General features: G+C 61.8%; 14 protein-coding genes and 1 pseudogene. 9 read left to right on the top strand and 6 right to left on the bottom strand.

Annotated features, from left to right (window positions below; translation table 11 throughout):
* The first annotated feature begins 6 nt into the window (after positions 1–6).
* Positions 7–1,149: a class C beta-lactamase gene (gene ampC / locus OSC50_RS10665; protein ID WP_253507955.1), complete on the top strand. Its 1,143-nt coding sequence runs from the start codon at positions 7–9 to the stop codon at positions 1,147–1,149.
* A gap of 21 nt (positions 1,150–1,170) precedes the next feature.
* Here ampC and OSC50_RS10660 read toward each other — a convergent pair whose 3' ends face one another.
* Both OSC50_RS10660 and OSC50_RS10655 read right to left on the bottom strand, forming a co-directional pair.
* Positions 1,171–2,448, bottom strand: coding sequence for an ATP-binding protein (locus OSC50_RS10660; RefSeq protein WP_266249660.1), 1,278 nt, complete (start codon positions 2,446–2,448; stop codon positions 1,171–1,173).
* Complete coding sequence (locus tag OSC50_RS10655) at positions 2,449–3,156, bottom strand: winged helix-turn-helix domain-containing protein (protein WP_181077916.1); 708 nt, start codon at positions 3,154–3,156, stop codon at positions 2,449–2,451.
* Between the two features lie 162 nt (positions 3,157–3,318).
* Between OSC50_RS10655 and OSC50_RS10650 the strand changes: the two genes are divergently transcribed.
* Complete coding sequence (locus OSC50_RS10650; protein WP_266249662.1) at positions 3,319–4,518, top strand: MFS transporter; 1,200 nt, start codon at positions 3,319–3,321, stop codon at positions 4,516–4,518.
* On the opposite strand, the gene OSC50_RS10645 is transcribed toward OSC50_RS10650, so the two are convergent.
* Entirely contained in the window at positions 4,474–5,076 is a 603-nt protein-coding gene (locus OSC50_RS10645) for a MiaE family protein (RefSeq protein ID WP_181077920.1), read from the bottom strand. The genes OSC50_RS10650 and OSC50_RS10645 overlap by 45 nt on opposite strands.
* A gap of 148 nt (positions 5,077–5,224) precedes the next feature.
* On the opposite strand from OSC50_RS10645, the gene OSC50_RS10640 reads away from it, so the two are divergent.
* The gene (locus OSC50_RS10640; RefSeq protein WP_253507961.1) at positions 5,225–6,088 is read left to right on the top strand and encodes a universal stress protein; all 864 of its coding nucleotides are present in this window, start codon (positions 5,225–5,227) and stop codon (positions 6,086–6,088) included.
* 72 nt (positions 6,089–6,160) lie between these two features.
* Here OSC50_RS10640 and OSC50_RS10635 read toward each other — a convergent pair whose 3' ends face one another.
* Positions 6,161–6,631, bottom strand: a complete 471-nt coding sequence (locus OSC50_RS10635; RefSeq protein WP_181077924.1) for a DUF1289 domain-containing protein — start codon at positions 6,629–6,631, stop codon at positions 6,161–6,163.
* 398 nt (positions 6,632–7,029) lie between these two features.
* Here OSC50_RS10635 and acnB point away from each other — a divergent pair, with 398 nt between their 5' ends.
* A complete protein-coding gene (gene acnB / locus OSC50_RS10630; RefSeq protein ID WP_253511851.1) occupies positions 7,030–9,639 on the top strand; it encodes a bifunctional aconitate hydratase 2/2-methylisocitrate dehydratase in 2,610 nt (869 codons plus the stop codon).
* Between the two features lie 121 nt (positions 9,640–9,760).
* On the opposite strand, the gene OSC50_RS10625 is transcribed toward acnB, so the two are convergent.
* Positions 9,761–11,038, bottom strand: a complete 1,278-nt coding sequence (locus OSC50_RS10625; protein ID WP_266249665.1) for a serine/threonine transporter — start codon at positions 11,036–11,038, stop codon at positions 9,761–9,763.
* A 261-nt stretch (positions 11,039–11,299) separates the two neighbouring features.
* Here OSC50_RS10625 and OSC50_RS10620 point away from each other — a divergent pair, with 261 nt between their 5' ends.
* The 4 genes and pseudogenes from OSC50_RS10620 to pdxR form a co-directional block, all read left to right on the top strand.
* Positions 11,300–12,253: a 2-hydroxyacid dehydrogenase gene (locus tag OSC50_RS10620; RefSeq protein WP_181077928.1), complete on the top strand. Its 954-nt coding sequence runs from the start codon at positions 11,300–11,302 to the stop codon at positions 12,251–12,253.
* Between the two features lie 129 nt (positions 12,254–12,382).
* On the top strand, positions 12,383–13,450 hold the full coding sequence (locus OSC50_RS10615) for a phosphotransferase family protein (protein WP_266249666.1): 1,068 nt from the start codon (positions 12,383–12,385) through the stop codon (positions 13,448–13,450).
* A gap of 9 nt (positions 13,451–13,459) precedes the next feature.
* Positions 13,460–14,227: an SDR family oxidoreductase gene (locus OSC50_RS10610; protein WP_181077932.1), complete on the top strand. Its 768-nt coding sequence runs from the start codon at positions 13,460–13,462 to the stop codon at positions 14,225–14,227.
* 70 nt (positions 14,228–14,297) lie between these two features.
* A pseudogene (gene pdxR, locus OSC50_RS10605) lies at positions 14,298–15,716 on the top strand (MocR-like pyridoxine biosynthesis transcription factor PdxR); the annotation flags it as partial.
* 73 nt (positions 15,717–15,789) lie between these two features.
* Here pdxR and OSC50_RS10600 read toward each other — a convergent pair.
* Positions 15,790–16,419: a DNA-3-methyladenine glycosylase I gene (locus OSC50_RS10600; RefSeq protein ID WP_266249668.1), complete on the bottom strand. Its 630-nt coding sequence runs from the start codon at positions 16,417–16,419 to the stop codon at positions 15,790–15,792.
* Between the two features lie 218 nt (positions 16,420–16,637).
* Here OSC50_RS10600 and OSC50_RS10595 point away from each other — a divergent pair, with 218 nt between their 5' ends.
* Positions 16,638–17,963, top strand: a complete 1,326-nt coding sequence (locus OSC50_RS10595; RefSeq protein WP_181077978.1) for a C4-dicarboxylate transporter DctA — start codon at positions 16,638–16,640, stop codon at positions 17,961–17,963.
* The last annotated feature ends 4 nt before the right edge of the window (positions 17,964–17,967 follow it).

The following is a 17,967-nucleotide window of genomic DNA, read 5'->3' as shown; positions in this document are numbered from 1 at the left end:
ACCACCATGCGTCACTCCGTACGATCACTCGCCCTCTCTAGCCTGCTGCTCAGCGCCGGTCACTGTCTGGCCGATTCCGACCTGCGCCCCGTGGTCAACGCCAGCGTCGAACCGCTGATGCAGCAGCAAGGCATCACCGGTCTTTCGGTGGCAGTGATCCACAAAGGCCAGGTGCAATACTTTAATTACGGCCTCGCTTCCAGAGACACGCGACAGCCCGTGACCGAAAACACGCTGTTTGAAGTGGGTTCGGTCAGTAAAACCTTCGCCGCCACGCTTGGCGGCTACGCCCAGGCTACCGGCAAACTTAAGCTCACGGACCCGGCCGCCCAGCACCTGCCGACTCTCAAGGGCAGCGCTCTAGAACGTATCAGCCTGCTGCAATTGGCGACCTACACCGCGGGCGGCCTGCCGTTGCAGTTTCCCCAGGCCGCCGACAATGCCGACAACATGCTCAGCTACTTCCAGCACTGGACACCCGCCTACGCCCCCGGCACGCAGCGGTTGTATTCCAACCCGAGCATCGGCCTGTTCGGCTATCTGGCCGCGCGAAGCCTGGGGCAGCCTTACCACGTCGCCATGGAGCAGACGCTGCTGCCCAAACTAGGCCTGAAAAACACCTACGTAAACGTGCCAGACGAGCAAAAACCTCGTTACGCCCAGGGCTATGACAAGCAGGACAAGCCCGTGCGCGTTTCCCCTGGCGCGCTGGACAGCGAAGCCTATGGCATCAAGACCACAGCCCGTGACCTGGCGCATTACGTCATCGCGAACATGCACCCGCAAACCCTGGAGCAACCGCTGCAACAAGCCATCGCCACCGCCCATAGCGGTTATTACCAAGTAGACGGCATGACCCAGGCTCTGGGCTGGGAGTACTACCCTTACCCCATCGCGCTGCAGGCCCTGATCGACGGCAACTCCACGCCGATGGCCATGCAACCCCACGCGGTCGGTTGGTTTGCCACGCCCCACGCGCAACCGGCCAATGTGCTGTACAACAAAACCGGTTCCACCGGCGGTTTTGGCGCGTACGTCGCGTATGTGCCAGCCCAGGACAAAGGCGTGGTGATCCTGGCGAACAGGAATTACCCGAACGCTGAGCGGGTAAAGGTGGCGCATGCGATCCTGAGCGCGCTGGCACCCTAACTGGCTCGGGCGCCATCGCTGTTATTCGGCGTAAGCCCAGGTCATGCGAAACGACGCCCCGCCCCACTCCGAATCCTGCACCTCGACCTGCCCTCCATGCCACTGGGACACCCGTTGCACCAGGGCCAGGCCGAGGCCGAAGCCGCCGGTGCGACGGTCGCGACTGGCGTCCAGGCGCATGAACGGCTGGAAGATTTTCGCGCGGCCGTCCTCGGGCACGCCGGGGCCGTCGTCACATACACGCACTTCATAGCCGCTACCGAACGCGATCAGCGACACCTGTACCCGCCGCTCGGCGTAACGGATGGCGTTGCGCAACAGGTTGATCACCGCGCGAGCCATAAAGCGCGGCTCAATCTGGATAAAGTCCACCTCACACACCCGCAGCGATAACTGGACGCCGGCCGCTTCGGCCTCCAGCGCCACGCTGGCGATAACGCTGTCGAGCCAGCTGTGGGCTTCGATGCGCTCGCGGGTTACCTGCGTGGCGCCTCGCTCCAGGCTGGCGTAGGTGAGCAACTCCGAGACCATCTCTTCCAGCTCGCCCAGGTCGGCGTACATGTCGGCAATCAGCTCGCCGCGCTGGCGTGGGTCGGCCTGTTGCTTGAGCTGGTCGAGTTCGAACGACAGCCGCGCGATCGGCGTGCGCAGTTCATGGGATACCGCGTTGGTGAGTTCGCGCTGATTGGCGATCAGGCTTTCGATGCGCTCGGCCATCTGATTGAAGTGACCGGCCAGCTCGCGCACGGTGGAACGGCGCGGCAGCAGGATACGTGAGCCGAGGTCGTTATCACCAAAGCGTTGGGCGGCCAGGCGGATGTGCTCCAGGTCGCGCCAATGCGGGCGCACCCAAAAATACAGGACAACGGCCAGGCACACGCCGAGAAACCCATAGGCCCACATATACAGCCATTTAGGCTCTTCCGGCAGCTTGATCTCCAGCAATTGCGGGCCACCGTCAATATCGGCGAGGAACTCCATAAAGTCGCCACGTACCACCAGCCGCCCCTCGGCCAGCAGCGCTTGCTCGCGAGCCGTCAGTGCCTGAGCATCCTTGAGCACCAGTTGCAGACGCAGCCCGTAATAAGGTTGCAGCTCAGCAAGCCGCGCCTGGCGCTGTGTAACGGGCAGCGGCCGCAATTGCTCCACCAGGCCGTAAGCCGGGCCACGCAAGGCCTCGCGGTTGTAGGTTTCGTTGGCCTCGGGCACCAACTCGTCGAAGGTGTAGTTGACCAGCCAGATCGCGCCCGCCAGCCCCAACGCCAGGATCAGATACAGACGCAGGTAAAGTCGCAGCACCTAGACCTCCCACGCAAACGGATTGAACAGGTAGCCCTTGCCCCAGATGGTCTTGATGCAGACCGGTTCGCGAGGGTTGTCGTTGAGCTTGGCGCGCAGCTTGCTGATGTACACGTCGACGCTGCGGTTGAGCCCGTCGAAGGCGATACCGCGCATGCGGTTGAGAATGTCATCGCGCGACAGGATGCTGCCGGCGTTGCTGGCCAGCAGCCAGAGCAGTTCGAACTCCATGGTGGTCAGGTCGATGCGCTCGTCGCCCAGGCTGACCACCCGGCAACTGCGGTCGATGGCCAACCGGCCGAACGCCAGCGCGCCACGTACCGTGGGCTCGGGCGCCTGCCTGCGTTGCAGCGCACGCAGGCGCGCCAGCAGCACGGGTGGTTTGATCGGCTTGATCACGTAGTCGTCGGCGCCGGACTCCAGGCCCAGGATATGGTCCAGGTCGTCCTCCTTGGCGGTGAGGATCACAATCGGTGTGTCCGACACGCGACGGATTTCACGGCACACCTGCAGGCCGCTCTGGCCCGGCAGCATCAGGTCGAGCACCACCATCTTCGGGGTGAAATCCAGAAAGGCTTCCAGGGCCTCGTCGCCCCGGTGCACCACTCGCACGTCAAAGCCATGCTGCGACAAAAAATGTGCGATCAGCCCTGCCAGTCGCTCGTCGTCCTCGACCAGCAGAACCTTGCCCAGCCCCAGGTTTTCCATAGGTTCTCAGTGTGCAAACGGCGATTGATTGAAGAGCGGGCATTATAGATGGCAAGCTGCACCACTTGAGTGGTCGGCCAACTCCCCACAGGGCAAGCTTCATGTTTTTAAGAGTTTTTAACAAATAGCCCGCAGTTTTTAACGCCAACCCCAGGGAGCTGTATGCGTAAGGATTACCTGGCGTTCTTCATCTCACTGTTTGTGTCGCGGCTGGCGGATCAGGTTCTGTTGTTTATCGTGCCCCTGATCGTGTTCCAGACCACCGGCAGCGTGGCCTGGGCGGGCCTGGCGTTTTTTTGCGAGTCGCTGCCGCGCTACCTGGCGTTCCCGGTGTGCGGGGCGTTGTGCGATAAGTTTTCACCGGTGCGCATCCTGCATATCAGCCAGGTCTACCGGGCACTGGTGTGCGCAGTGACGGTAGCGTTGTATGGGGTGTTCGATGGCATTTATTGGCTGGTGATCCTATCGGCACTGTGCGGGGTGCTGACGACCCTGGGCATCATGGCGCGGGAAGTGGTGATGCCCCATGGTTTCCCACAGTACAGCTACGCCAAGACCCTGTCCTATTCACAGATTGCCGATCAGAGCGGCCTGGTGCTCGGCCCGCTGCTGGCGGCGCTGCTGCTGCAAGTCTGGAGCTGGCCGTGGGTGGTGGCAGGCGTGGCCGGCTTGTTCGTAGTGGCCGATCTGGCCATGTTGATCTGGCAGCGCCACACCACAATCCACCTACCGAGCCATGCCCAGCACGGCGATATCTGGCTGCAGCCGCTGCGCATCGCCTTCGGCCACATAGGTCGACTGGCGGCACTCAAGCGCATCATCACCCTGGCGGTCGGCGTCAACCTGATCGTCGGCGTAACGCTGGCGACCTCGGCGGCCATGGTCACCGGCCAGTTCGGCGCCGGCAAGGACAGCTACGCCCTGCTCCAGGCTGCCGGGGCGCTGGTCACCATCGGGATTCTGTTCTATCTGGCTCACTCGGCATTGCCCATGAAGCTCATGGGCGGGCTGGGCTATTCAATGATTGCCGTCGGTGCGCTGATCACGGCGATCAGCCCTGATGTGTGGGCCTACACCCTGGGTTTCCTGCTGATCACAGGCTTTGACAAGATGTTCAACGTGTACCTGCGCAGCACCCGGCAGCGGGTGATTCCGGTGCAGGACTTCGGCAAGACCGTAGGCGTGATCACCCTGCTCAACAATCTCGCCCAACCCTTGGCGGGCTTGATGGTTGCGCTGCTGGCCGCGCCTGTCGGCACGCAAACGGTGATCCTGTTACTGACCGGGATCACCGCGCTGATCGGCGTCGCGGTAGCGTCAGGCTGGCACGCCACTGTGAAAGCGGAACTCGATGTCGGGTGACTCGATCAATTCCTGCTCCGCCGCCCTTACCCGCTCGATCACCTGGGCAATGTCCCTGGCGTCGCCATACTGGTAGGCCAATTTCAAATAGCCCTGGAAATGCCGCGCTTCGCTTTTGAGCAGGCCAAAGTAGAACTTGCCGAGTTCTTCGTCCAAATGCGGCACCAGCGCTTCGAAACGCTCGCAACTGCGCGCCTCGATAAACGCGCCGACCACCAGAGTGTCCACCAGCTTGACCGGCTCATGACTGCGCACCACTTTGCGCAGTCCGGAGGCATAACGCCCGGCGTGCAGTTGGCGCAGTTCCACTTTGCGCTTTTTCATCAGGCGCATGACCTGCTCGTGATGCACGAGTTCTTCCCGGGCCAGACGCGACATCATGTTGATCAGGTCGACATGGGCGTAGTACTTGGCCATGAGGCTAAGCGCGGTGCTGGCGGCCTTGAATTCACAGTTCTTGTGGTCGATCAACAGGGTGTCCTGATCGGCCAACGCGGCCTGGACCCAGGCGTCAGGGGTACGGCAACCGAGGAATTCGTGGATTTCGGGCAGGTTCATCGGGCTCACGGGCAAAGGATCACAAAAGGGGGGCGATTATACCGACCGCGCCGCAGACCACCAGCCACCGGGCTTGATGTGCATCAACATGACGTCCGGCGGGCAGCAACTATAGTTGTTCCACGCTCACCCTTTTGGAGATCCGATCATGCAAGCCATTCGCAGCATCCTGGTGGTCATCGAGCCCGCGCATTCGGAAAGCCTGGCCCTCAAGCGCGCCAAGCTGATCGCCGGGGTCACCGGCGCGCACTTGCATTTGCTGATCTGCGACAGGAAACACGAGCATTCGGCGCTGTTGAGCCTGCTCAAGGCCGGCTTGCAGGAAGACGGTTACAGCGTGACCACCGAGCAGGCGTGGAATGAAAGCCTGCATGACACCATTATCGACGTGCAGCAGGCCGAAGGCTGTGGGCTGGTGATCAAGCAGCACTTTCCCGACAGCCCGCTTAAAAAGGCGCTGCTGACGCCGGCGGACTGGAAACTGTTGCGCGTGTGCCCGACGCCGGTGCTGCTGGTGAAGACGTCCACGCCTTGGGCGGGCGGGGTGATTCTGGCGGCGATTGATGTGGGCAACAACGACGCAGAACACCGCGAACTGCATCACGCGATCATCGACCATGGCTTCGAAATCGCCAGTCTGGCCAAGGCGCAGTTGCATGTGATCAGCGCCCATCCTTCGCCGATGCTGTCGGCGGCGGACCCGACGTTCCAGCTCAAGGAAACCATCGAGGCGCGTTATCGCGAGCAGTGCAAGGCGTTCCAGGCTAAATTCGATGTGGATGACGCACACCTGCACGTCGAAGAGGGCCCGGCGGACGTATTGATCCCCCATCTTGCCCACACACTGAAAGCGGCCGTGACCATCATCGGCACAGTGGGGCGCACCGGCATTTCCGGAGCGCTGATCGGTAATACGGCGGAGGTGATACTGGACGCGGTGGACAGCGATGTACTGGTGCTCAAGCCGCAGACCTTGATGGATGACCTGGGGGCACTGGCGACCAAGGCCTGACGCCGACTCCCCCATACCACCGAGATCCAATGTGGGTGGGGGCAAGACCCTCCCCCATTTGGATGTGTGTTGTCAGTCAGCGAGTGCATCGTTCAAGAAGGCCGGGGCGATATAGCGCTGGTAATGGGCCTCGGAGAGGATAAAGAACTCACGGTCGATGGCATCGCGCAGTTCCGGCAAGGCCCACTCGCGAAACTCCGGCAACAGCACCATGCCGTACGCCTCCAGGTTATTGATCACCCGCGCCCCGCGAGCAATCAACTGGTACGCCCAACAGTACGCGGACTGGTGCGGCACAAAACGGATCTTGCGCTGCTCCAGTTGCCCGCGCAGTTTGCCAGGGTCGAACACTTCCAGCTTGCCGGCCATCACCTGCACCAACAAGTGCTCCAACCGCAGCCAGACCGCGCGTTTTTCTTCTTCGTTATAGCCGTTCCACTGGATCACTTCATGGTGGAAGCGCTTGCAGCCACGGCAAACGAGGTCGCCGTAAACGGTGGAGCACAGGCCTACGCAGGGGGTTTTGATGGTTTGGTTGGACATGGGCGGCGGCACGCAAATCAGTGAAACAGTGCGTCATGTTAGCCCTTTGTCTAAGGTTGATCACCCGGCAAACGTGACATGGCAACTTACCTTTAAATTTTTTTTGCCGTAGAATCATCCGGCCTTGTAAGGCGCCAATAATCCGCTGGAAGCTGTTTTCAAAGCGTCACGAGCACAGTCGTTCCTTCAGAACGGTGTTGGCGATGGTGAACGACCCGGTAGGTCGAGCATCAGCGCCAACCCTCATCAGCTCCGTTCTGCAGGCGTAAAACTTTGAAAGCAGCTTCTGTGAGAAATGCCGGCAGCGCTGGCTTTGCGGCCCAAAAAGCCCCCGAGCGCACGCGTGCCGATCATTTCTGGATGAGCGTCCCGTGGGACCACTGATGAGGGTAATAACTGTGCTTGAAGCCTACCGCAAACATATCGAAGAGCGTGCAGCCCTGGGTATCGTTCCCCAGCCGCTTAATGCCGAACAAACCGCAGGCCTGGTCGAGCTGCTGAAAAATCCTCCGGCTGGCGAAGAAGAATTCCTCGTTGACCTGATCACCAACCGCATTCCACCAGGCGTTGACGAAGCTGCCTACGTCAAGGCCGGTTTCCTGTCCGCCCTGGCCAAGGGCGAAGCCACTTCCCCCCTGATCGACAAGAAACGCGCCGTTGAGCTGCTTGGCACCATGCAGGGCGGCTACAACATCGTGACCCTGGTCGAGCTGCTCGACGATGCCGAGCTGGCACCTGTTGCCGCCGCTCAACTCAAGCACACCCTGCTGATGTTCGATGCCTTCCACGACGTCGCTGAAAAAGCCAAGAACGGCAACCAACACGCTAAAGCCGTGCTGCAGTCCTGGGCCGATGGCGAGTGGTTCAAGAACCGTCCGACCCTGGCCGACAAGATCAGCCTGCGCGTGTTCAAGGTCACCGGCGAAACCAACACCGACGACCTGTCCCCTGCCCCGGACGCCTGGTCCCGCCCTGATATCCCGCTGCACGCCCTGGCCATGCTGAAAATGGCGCGCGAAGGCATCGTGCCGGACGAGCAAGGCAAGACCGGCCCGATGAAGCAGATCGAAGAGATGCGCGGCCAAGGCTTCCCGATCGCCTACGTCGGTGACGTGGTCGGTACCGGTTCGTCGCGTAAATCCGCCACCAACTCCGTACTGTGGTTCTTCGGCGACGACGTGCCTTACGTACCGAACAAGCGCGCCGGTGGTTTCTGCTTCGGCAGCAAGATCGCTCCGATCTTCTACAACACCATGGAAGATGCCGGCGCACTGCCAATCGAATTCGACGTCACCAACATGCACATGGGCGACGTGATCGACCTTTACCCGCATGCCGGCAAAGTCTGCAAACACGGCACCGACGAAGTCCTGACCACCTTCGAAATGAAGACCCCGGTGCTGTTGGACGAAGTCCGCGCCGGCGGCCGTATCCCGCTGATCATCGGCCGTGGCCTGACCGAAAAAGCGCGTGCCGAGCTGGGCCTGGGCCCGACCGATCTGTTCAAGCTGCCAGAAGCCCCGGTCGATACCGGCAAAGGCTTCACCCTGGCGCAGAAGATGGTCGGCAAGGCGTGCGGCCTGCCGGAAGGCAAAGGCGTGCGTCCAGGCACCTACTGCGAACCGAAGATGACCACCGTGGGTTCCCAGGACACCACCGGTCCGATGACCCGTGACGAACTCAAAGACCTGGCGTGCCTGGGCTTCTCGACCGACCTGGTGATGCAGTCCTTCTGCCACACCGCGGCCTATCCAAAGCCGATCGACGTGACCACCCACCACACCCTGCCTGACTTCATCATGACCCGTGGCGGCGTGTCGCTGCGTCCAGGCGACGGCATCATCCACAGCTGGCTGAACCGCATGCTGCTGCCGGACACCGTCGGCACCGGTGGCGACTCCCACACCCGTTTCCCGATGGGCATCTCGTTCCCGGCAGGTTCCGGTCTGGTCGCGTTCGCCGCCGCCACCGGCGTCATGCCGCTGGACATGCCGGAATCGATCCTGGTGCGCTTCAAAGGCAAAATGAAACCTGGCATCACCCTGCGTGACCTGGTTCATGCCATTCCTTACTACGCGATCCAGGCTGGCCTGTTGACCGTAGAGAAGAAAGGCAAGAAAAACGCCTTCTCCGGCCGCATCCTGGAAATCGAAGGCCTGAACGACCTGACCCTGGAGCAGGCGTTCGAGCTGTCCGACGCCTCGGCCGAACGTTCGGCTGCCGGTTGCACTATCAAGCTGTCCAAAGAGTCCATCACCGAGTACCTGAACTCCAACATCACCCTGCTGCGCTGGATGATCGGTGAAGGCTACGGCGATGCGCGCACTCTGGAACGTCGCGCCCAAGCGATGGAAGCCTGGGTCGCCAACCCGGAGCTGATGGAAGCCGATGCCGACGCCGAATACGCCGAAATCATCGAAATCGACCTGGCCGAGATCAACGAGCCGATCCTCTGCGCACCAAACGACCCGGACGACGCCCGTCTGCTGTCCAGCGTTGCCGGCGAGAAGATCGACGAAGTGTTCATCGGTTCGTGCATGACCAACATCGGTCACTTCCGCGCTGCCGGTAAGTTGCTGGAACAGGTCAAGGGTCAGCTGCCAACCCGTCTGTGGCTGTCGCCGCCGACCAAAATGGACGCTCACCAACTGACCGAAGAAGGCTACTACGGCATCTACGGCAAGGCTGGCGCACGCATGGAAATGCCGGGCTGCTCGCTGTGCATGGGTAACCAGGCACGGGTAGAACCGAACTCCACCGTCGTGTCGACTTCGACCCGTAACTTCCCGAACCGTCTGGGTGACGGCGCGAACGTCTACCTGGCCTCGGCTGAGCTGGCGGCAGTTGCCTCCACCCTGGGTCGCCTGCCGACCGTCGAGGAGTACATGGGTTACGCGGCCAAGCTGGACACCATGGCCAGCGATGTCTACCGCTACCTGAACTTCGACCAGATCGCCGAGTTCCGCAAGATCGCGGCCAGCGCCAACATCCCGGTGCTGCAAGCTTAACGGTGTGTTGATGTGAAAAACGCCGCGTATCGCAAGATACGCGGCGTTTTTTTATGTCTGGAACAAGCCATTACTCAAGGCAAAACAATGGTGGGAGAGGTCAAGCCCCCTCCCACACCACTTAAGCCATCAGCGAATACACCAACGCCGTAATCGCCACCAAACCGACCGCCGTGACAAACACGTTGGACGCCTGCCCACGGTACTTGGCCATGGCCGGTACTTTGCGAATGGCGTACATCGGCATCAGGAACAGGATCGACGCAATCACCGGGCCGCCCAGCGTCTCGATCATGCCGAGGATGCTGGGATTGAGCGTGGCGACGATCCAGCACACCACCAGCATGAAGGCGGCGGTCATGCGGTCCAGGGTTTTGGCGGCCGGGCGGCGACCGGTTTTGAGCACCAGGCCCTTGAGGCCTTCGCTGGCACCGATGTAGTGCCCCAGAAACGACTTGGCGATCGCCACAAACGCGATCAACGGCGCAGCAAATGCGATGGTCGGGTTGTTGAAGTGGTTGGCCAGGTACGACAGGATCGACAGGTTCTGCGCCTTGGCTTCGGCCAACTGGGCCGGCGACAGGGTCAGCACGCAGCTGAACACAAAGAACAACACCATCGCCACCATCAACAGGTGCGCGCGGGACAGGATCTGCGAGCTGCGCTCATCGGCATGGGCGCCGTACTGGCGCTTCTGATCCACCGCAAACGCCGAGATGATCGGCGAATGGTTGAACGAGAACACCATCACCGGAATCGCCAGCCACAACGTATTGAGCAACGCCGCCGGCGCCGGCACCTCGCGGGCGGTGCTGAGGATGCCACCGGTCCAGTGCGGCACCAGGTACACCGCCAAAAACAGCAAGGCGACGATAAACGGATACACCATCAGGCTCATGGCCTTGACGATCACCTGCTCGCCGCAGCGCACCACGGCCAGCAGGCCCAGGATCAGCACGAACGACAGGATCGCCCGTGGCGGCGGCAGAATGTGCAACTGGTGTTCCATGAAGCTACTGACGGTGTTGGTCAGCGCCACGCTGTAGATCAGCAGGATCGGGAAAATCGCAAAGAAGTACAGCAGCGTGATCAGCGCCCCGGCCTTGATGCCGAAGTGCTCCTCTACCACGTCGGTAATGTCGGAGCCTTCACGACCGGACAGCACGAACCGCGTCAGGCCACGGTGGGCGAAGAACGTCATCGGGAATGCCAGCAGCGCCAGGATCACCAGGGGCCAGAAGCCGCCCAGCCCCGCGTTGATCGGCAAGAACAAAGTACCGGCGCCGATGGCGGTGCCGAACAGGCCGAGCATCCAGGTGGTGTCCTGGCGGCTCCAGCGCGTGAGGGTTGCAGGTGTCGCTGCATAGCGTTCATCGACGCTATTGGCCTGATCATTCATCCGGTCGGATCTCCGCATTTACACGGCCGGGACGAGTCAGAAAAACCTGACAGGCAGCGCCCCGACCATAGAAGGGCCCGGATTGTCCGGGATTCTCGTGAAGAAGCAAAGACTTAGCTGAGGAATGGTTGACCGGTGCAGGCGCTCACAGGGGCGAACGTGCCCGATCCTACGAGCAGTAAATTTTCCTTCCCGATAAAACGCTCTGTCTTACAAATCCCGCATACTGGTGCTCTCTAACCCCCAAGGAAGAGCCTTGCGATGACCACCACTGTCCTGGTCCTGGTTGAAACCATCAACGACTACCTGCCCATCATCGAGAGTAACGATTTTCATGTGATCCTGGCCCCGACGCCCGCCGAACGCGCCCACGCCATCAAGGCCCACGGCGGGCAGATCCAGGCCGTGCTGACCCGTGGTCCGCTGGGCTTGTACGCCGAGGAAATCGCCGCGCTGCCGCTGCTGGAGATCATCTGCGTGATCGGCGCCGGCTATGAACACGTCGACCTGCAGGCCGCCAGCAATCGCGGGATCGTGGTCACCAACGGCGCCGGCGTCAACGCGCCATCGGTGGCCGACCACGCCATGGCGTTGTTGCTGTCACTGGTACGGGGTATCCCGCAGAACGATGCGGCCGTGCGGCGCGGCGAGTGGCCCAAGGTGATGCGCCCGTCCCTGGGCGGCAAGCAGTTAGGTATTCTCGGGCTCGGCGCCGTCGGCCTGGAGATCGCCAAGCGCGCGGCCCTGGGCTTTGGCATGGAGATCAGTTACCACAATCGCCAACCACGGGATGACGTGGACTACACCTACTGCGCCACGGCCCTGGACCTGGCGCGCACCGCAGACTTCCTGATCCTGGCCACGCCGGGCGGCGACGGCACCCGGCACCTGATCGACCGACGTGTGCTGGACGCCCTCGGGCCCCATGGTTATCTGGTGAATATCGGACGCGGCAGCGTGGTGGTCACCGCCGACCTGATTGCCGCCCTGGAACAGCGCCGCATCGGTGGCGCAGCCCTGGATGTGTTCGACGACGAACCCAAGGTGCCCGACGCCCTCAAACGCCTGGGCAATACCGTGCTCACCTCCCATGTCGCCGGTCTGTCGCCCGAAGCCGCGCATGACACCGTGCAGCGCGTGGCCGACAACCTGGTGGAGTACTTCGCCGGGCGCCCGGTGCTCACCCCGGTCGCCCTGCCCCCGCCCGCAAAATGACCGATCAGGCACGTTGATCATCGTGCAACACGCTAACCTATTAAACCGCCCCGACCTTGTGGCTGGGCGGTGGCGCGCATTAGATTAGCCAATAGTCCGAGGCCTTTAGAATAAGCAGAAGGGATAAGCATGGCGCTGAACGACCAATCCACCCAGATTCGCCCCGGCGAAGAACTCGATGCCGGCCTGATCGATCCCTACCTCAAGGCCCATATCCCGGGGTTGAACGGCACGCCCACCATCAGCCAGTTCCCCGGTGGCGCCTCCAACCTGACTTACCTGCTGGAATACCCCGATCAGGAATTTGTGCTGCGCCGCCCGCCCTTTGGGCACAAAGCCAAGTCCGCCCACGACATGGGCCGTGAATTCCGCATTCTCAACCAGCTCAAAGACGGGTTCCCGTACTGCCCCAAAGCCTACGTGCATTGCACCGATGAGTCAGTGATCGGCGCCGAATTCTATGTGATGGAACGCGTCAACGGCATCATCCTGCGCTCCGACCTGCCCGCCGAGCTGGGCCTGGACGCCGCCAGGACCGAAGCACTGTGCAAAAGCTTTATCGACAAGTTCGTCGAACTGCATCAGGTGGACTACAGCGCTTGCGGCCTGGCCGACCTGGGCAAGCCCGAAGGCTACGTGGCGCGGCAGATTCGCGGCTGGGGCGAGCGCTACGAAAAAGCCCTGACCCCCGACGCGCCGAAGTGGGAGGCGGTACGCGCCTGGCTCAACGACAAGATGCCGGCCGATCACCCCACCTCCAGCATCGTGCATAACGACTACCGCTTCGACAACGTGATCCTCGACCCCCATAACCCGATGCAGATCATCGGCGTGCTGGATTGGGAACTGACCACCCTGGGCGACCCGCTGATGGACCTGGGCAACTCCCTCGCCTACTGGATCGAAGCCGCCGACCCGGCACCGGTGCAATTGATGCGCCGCCAGCCGAGCAATGCGCCAGGCATGCTCACCCGCCGCGAGTTCGTCGACTACTACGCCGAGCGCTCGGGCATCCGGATCGACAACTTCGATTTCTACTACACCTACGGCCTGTTCCGCCTGGCCGGCATCGTGCAGCAGATCTACTACCGCTTCTTCCATGGCCAGACCCAGGACAAACGCTTTGCGCAGTTCATCCAGATGAACGCACTGCTCGAGCAAATGAGCCTGAATGTCATCGGCAAATCAGCCCTCTAAGGAACCCTCATGTCCAAGACCCACCTGTTCGACCTCGACGGCAAGATCGCGTTTGTCTCCGGCGCCAGCCGTGGCATCGGTGAGGCCATCGCCAAGTTGCTGGCTCAGCAAGGCGCCCACGTAATCGTCTCCAGCCGTAAGCTCGAAGGCTGTCAGCACGTAGCCGATGCGATCATCGCCGACGGCGGCAAGGCCACGGCGGTGGCCTGCCACATCGGTGAAATGGAGCAGATCAGCCACGTGTTCGCTGGCATTCGCGAGCAGTTCGGGCGCCTGGATATCCTGGTCAATAACGCCGCGACCAACCCGCAATTCTGCAACGTGCTGGACACCGACCTCGGCGCGTTCCAGAAAACCGTGGACGTGAATATCCGTGGCTACTTCTTCATGTCCGTGGAAGCCGGCAAGCTGATGCGCGAAAACGGCGGCGGCAGCATCATCAACGTGGCCTCGATCAACGGCATCTCGCCCGGCATATTCCAGGGCATTTACTCGGTGACCAAGGCCGCAGTCATCAACATGACCAAGGTGTTCGCCAAGGAATGCGCCGAATTCGGCATTCGCTGCAACGCGTTGCTGCCGGGCCTGACCGACACCAAGTTCGCCTCGGCACTGGTCAAGAACGACTCGATCCTGAAAATGGCCCTGGCACAGATCCCCCTCAAACGCGTGGCCGCCCCCAGCGAGATGGCCGGCGCGGTGCTGTTCCTGGCCAGCGATGCGTCGAGCTACACCACCGGTGTGTCGCTGAATGTGGACGGTGGTTTCCTGTCCTGAGTGCTGCCACAGCGCGACAGATCGATTTGCGGGTAACCTTGGCGCAGATCGATCTGTCTCAGGATGAAACATGGAACTGCACCTCGTCATCAACGGGCGTAAAGACCTGGCGGCCCAGCTTTATCAACAGTTGCGTGAAGCCATCTGCGCCGGGCGCCTGGCGGCGGGTGCGCAACTGCCACCCAGCCGCTTGCTGGCCAAGCAATTGGGCCTATCGCGCAAGACCGTGTCCGATGCCTACGCCACGTTGACCTATGAAGGCCTGCTGGTAGGCAGGATTGGCCGTGGGACCTTCGTCAACGCATGGGCGCCGCAGCCTGATCGCGTGCAGGCCGCCACCGACCTCGCCTGCGCCGCCAACCTGGCGAAGTGGCAAGCGCTGCCCTCCCCCATGCATCACCCCGCCGGCGACAAGCGCCTGCGCTATGAATTTATCGGCGGCGCCACCACCCGTCAGCAGTTCCCTCAGGATGAATGGCGCCGCTGCACCCATCACGCCCTGCGGCGCATCGCCGAGCACAGCGGGTTCTACAGTCAACCCGAAGGGCTGCCGGAATTGCGCAGCGCCATCGCCGGGCATATCGCGTTTTCACGCGGGGTCAATTGCCGCGACAGCGACATCGTGGTCACCAACGGCGCGCAACAGGCGCTGGACCTGCTCGCCCGCGTGGTGCTGGAACCGGGCAGCGTCGTCGCGATGGAAGACCCCGGCTACAGCCCCGCGCGGCAGCTGTTCATGGCGATGGGGGCCAGCGTCGCCAGCGTTCCGGTGGACGACCAGGGCATTGAGGTGGACAAGATCCCCGACGGCACGCGGCTGATCTATGTCACGCCCTCGCATCAATTTCCCCTCGGCATGCCCATGAGCCCGGCGCGGCGCGAAGCCTTGCTGGCGCGGGCGTTCGAGCTGGGCGCGATCATCATTGAGGACGACTACGACAGCGAATTCCGCTACGAGGGCCGCCCTACCGATTCGCTGCAAAGCCTGGACGGCCGCGGGGTAGTGGCTTACGTGGGCACCTTCTCCAAGACCCTGCTGCCCGAATTACGCCTGGGCTATGTGGTACTGCCGCCGGCGATCCACGGCGCGGTGCTCAAGGCCAAGCAACTGACCGACCAGCACAGCTCCACGTTGCCGCAATGGGCGCTGGCCAAATTTATCAGCGACGGCTATCTGCTCAAACACATACGCCGCTGCCACGCGGTGTACGCCGCGCGCCGCGAACGCATCCTGCAGCGCCTGGCGGGCGATCTGTCGCCGTGGTTCGAAGCAATACCCACGGTGGCCGGTTTCCACCTGGCTGCCCTGTGCAAGGTGCAGGTAAATATTGCACGGCTGAGGGAGCTGGCGCGGCAGGTGGACGTCGGCTTGTACCCGCTGGAGGTGTTCTTTCATGACGCGCCGGTGCGTAGAGGCTTGATTGTCGGGTTCGGTGCCATTGAACTGCTCGATATCGACCCGGCCCTGGACAAGGTCCGCGATATTCTGCTGACGATGGATATACCCATGCCTATCGGGGTTAAGCCTCCTCCCACAGTTTCAACCGCGCCGAGTCGGCAATTCAAGGGCGCTTGAACTGGCGCCGCAGCGCTTCAATCCGCGGGCGACATGCGCATCCTTCGAGATGATCATTGACCATCCCCATCGCCTGCATCAACGCATACATCGTGGTCGGCCCCACGAACGTCCAGCCACGTTTCTTCAAAGCCTTGGATAAACGCACCGAAGCCGGCGATGTCGGGTTGCCGGTCCAGTAAGCCAGGTCCACCACGGCCGGGCGCTCTTCCGGGCCGGGCTCGAAGGCCCATAACCACTGCGCCAGCGAGCCGGTCTCCTCCACCAGCTCACGCGCGCGGCGTGCATTATTGATCGTGGAAACGATTTTGGCCCGATTACGCACGATGCCTGGGTCCTGCATCAGGCGCTGGATATCCGCCTCGCCATACTGCGCCACGCGGTGGAAATCAAAGCCGTCGAACGCCGCACGAAACTGCTCGCGCTTGCGCAGGATGGTGATCCACGCCAGTCCCGCCTGAAACCCTTCCAGGCAGATCTTCTCGTACAACTGGCGGTCATCGGCCACCGGCACGCCCCACTCATGGTCGTGATAGCGCGGGTATTCCGGCGCGGCGCTGCGCCAGGCGCAATGGCTATGCCCGCGCTCATCGGTGCTCAAGCCTGGTGTATCCATGCGTGCCTCTCCTATGCCGAGCGGCGGATGATAAGCGAAAAAATTTGCCCGCCGCCAACCGCTCAAGCACCGCACTCGCCGACCCACTGGTCAGACCGGGACCTGCCAACCGCCGAATTATTACTTGTGATTTCAAAAAAACCCGGCGTAGACTGGCCCCGCACTGGACTTACCGGTATGACCACAACAATTAAGCCCTGGAACCACCAGGGCACCGAATAGAGATCCCTCCCATGCTCAGATGGTGCTCGCGTTCGATTTTCCTGCAAGTCGTGATCGGCCTGATGCTAGGCGTTGTTTGCGGCCTGGCCCTTCCCGAATTCTCTTCGCAACTCAAACCCCTGGGCGACGGCTTTATCAAGCTGATCAAAATGCTGATCGGCCTGATCGTATTCTGCGTGGTGGTCAGCGGCATTTCCGGTGCCGGCGACCTGAAAAAAGTCGGGCGCATCGGCCTCAAGTCGGTGATCTATTTCGAAGTGCTGACCACCATCGCCCTGGTGATCGGCCTGGTCATGGCCTTCAGTACCGGCATCGGCACCGGCGCCAACATCCACTTGGAACAGCTCTCCTCCGCCGGCCTTAATGAACTGGCCGACAAGGGCCAGCACATCCGCGGCACCAGCCAGTTCCTGATGGACCTGATCCCCAACTCGGTGATCGGCGCCTTTGCCGACAACAACGTGCTGCAAGTCCTGCTGTTCTCGGTGCTGTTCGGCAGTGCGTTGAACCTGGTGGGCGAAGCGGCGTCGGGTATCTCGCGACTGATCAACGAACTGAGCCATGTGATTTTCCGCATCATGGGCATGATCGTGCGCCTGGCGCCGATCGGCGTGTTCGGCGCGATCGCCTTCACCACCAGCACGTACGGCCTGGACTCCCTGCAGCATTTGGGCAGCCTGGTCGGCCTGTTTTACCTGACCTGCTTTGCCTTTGTGGGATTGGTCCTCGGCGTGGTGATGCGCCTGTCGGGCCTGCGCATGCTGCCGTTGCTCAAGTACCTGCGCGAAGAGTTGCTGATCGTGATGGGCACCGCATCGTCCGACGCCGTGCTGCCACAGATCATGCGCAAACTGGAACACCTGGGCATCGGCAGCTCCACCGTGGGCCTGGTGATTCCGACCGGGTACTCGTTCAACCTCGACGGGTTCTCGATCTACCTGACCCTGGCCATCGTATTTATCGCCAATGCCACCGGCACACCGCTGTCGATGACCGACCTGCTGACCATCCTGCTGGTGTCGCTGATCACCTCCAAGGGCGCCCACGGCATTCCCGGTTCCGCACTGGTGATTCTGGCGGCGACCCTCACGGCGATCCCGGCGATTCCGGTGGTAGGCCTGGTGCTGGTGCTGGCAGTGGACTGGTTCATGGGCATCGGCCGCGCGCTGACCAACCTGATTGGTAACTGCGTCGCCACTGTCGCCATTGCCCGTTGGGAAAAAGACATCGATATCCAACGCGCCAACAAGGTGTTGGACGGCCAGCAAGGGTATGCCTTCCAGGCCAAGAAACCGGTATTGCCGGCGCATCAGGAATTCTAACGCT

It is taken from the genome of Pseudomonas quebecensis (genome assembly GCF_026410085.1).
In the GTDB taxonomy this organism is placed as follows: Bacteria; Pseudomonadota; Gammaproteobacteria; order Pseudomonadales; family Pseudomonadaceae; genus Aquipseudomonas; species Aquipseudomonas quebecensis.
Note: the sequence above shows the minus strand (reverse complement) of the source record. Positions and strands in the feature narration are given on the sequence as shown.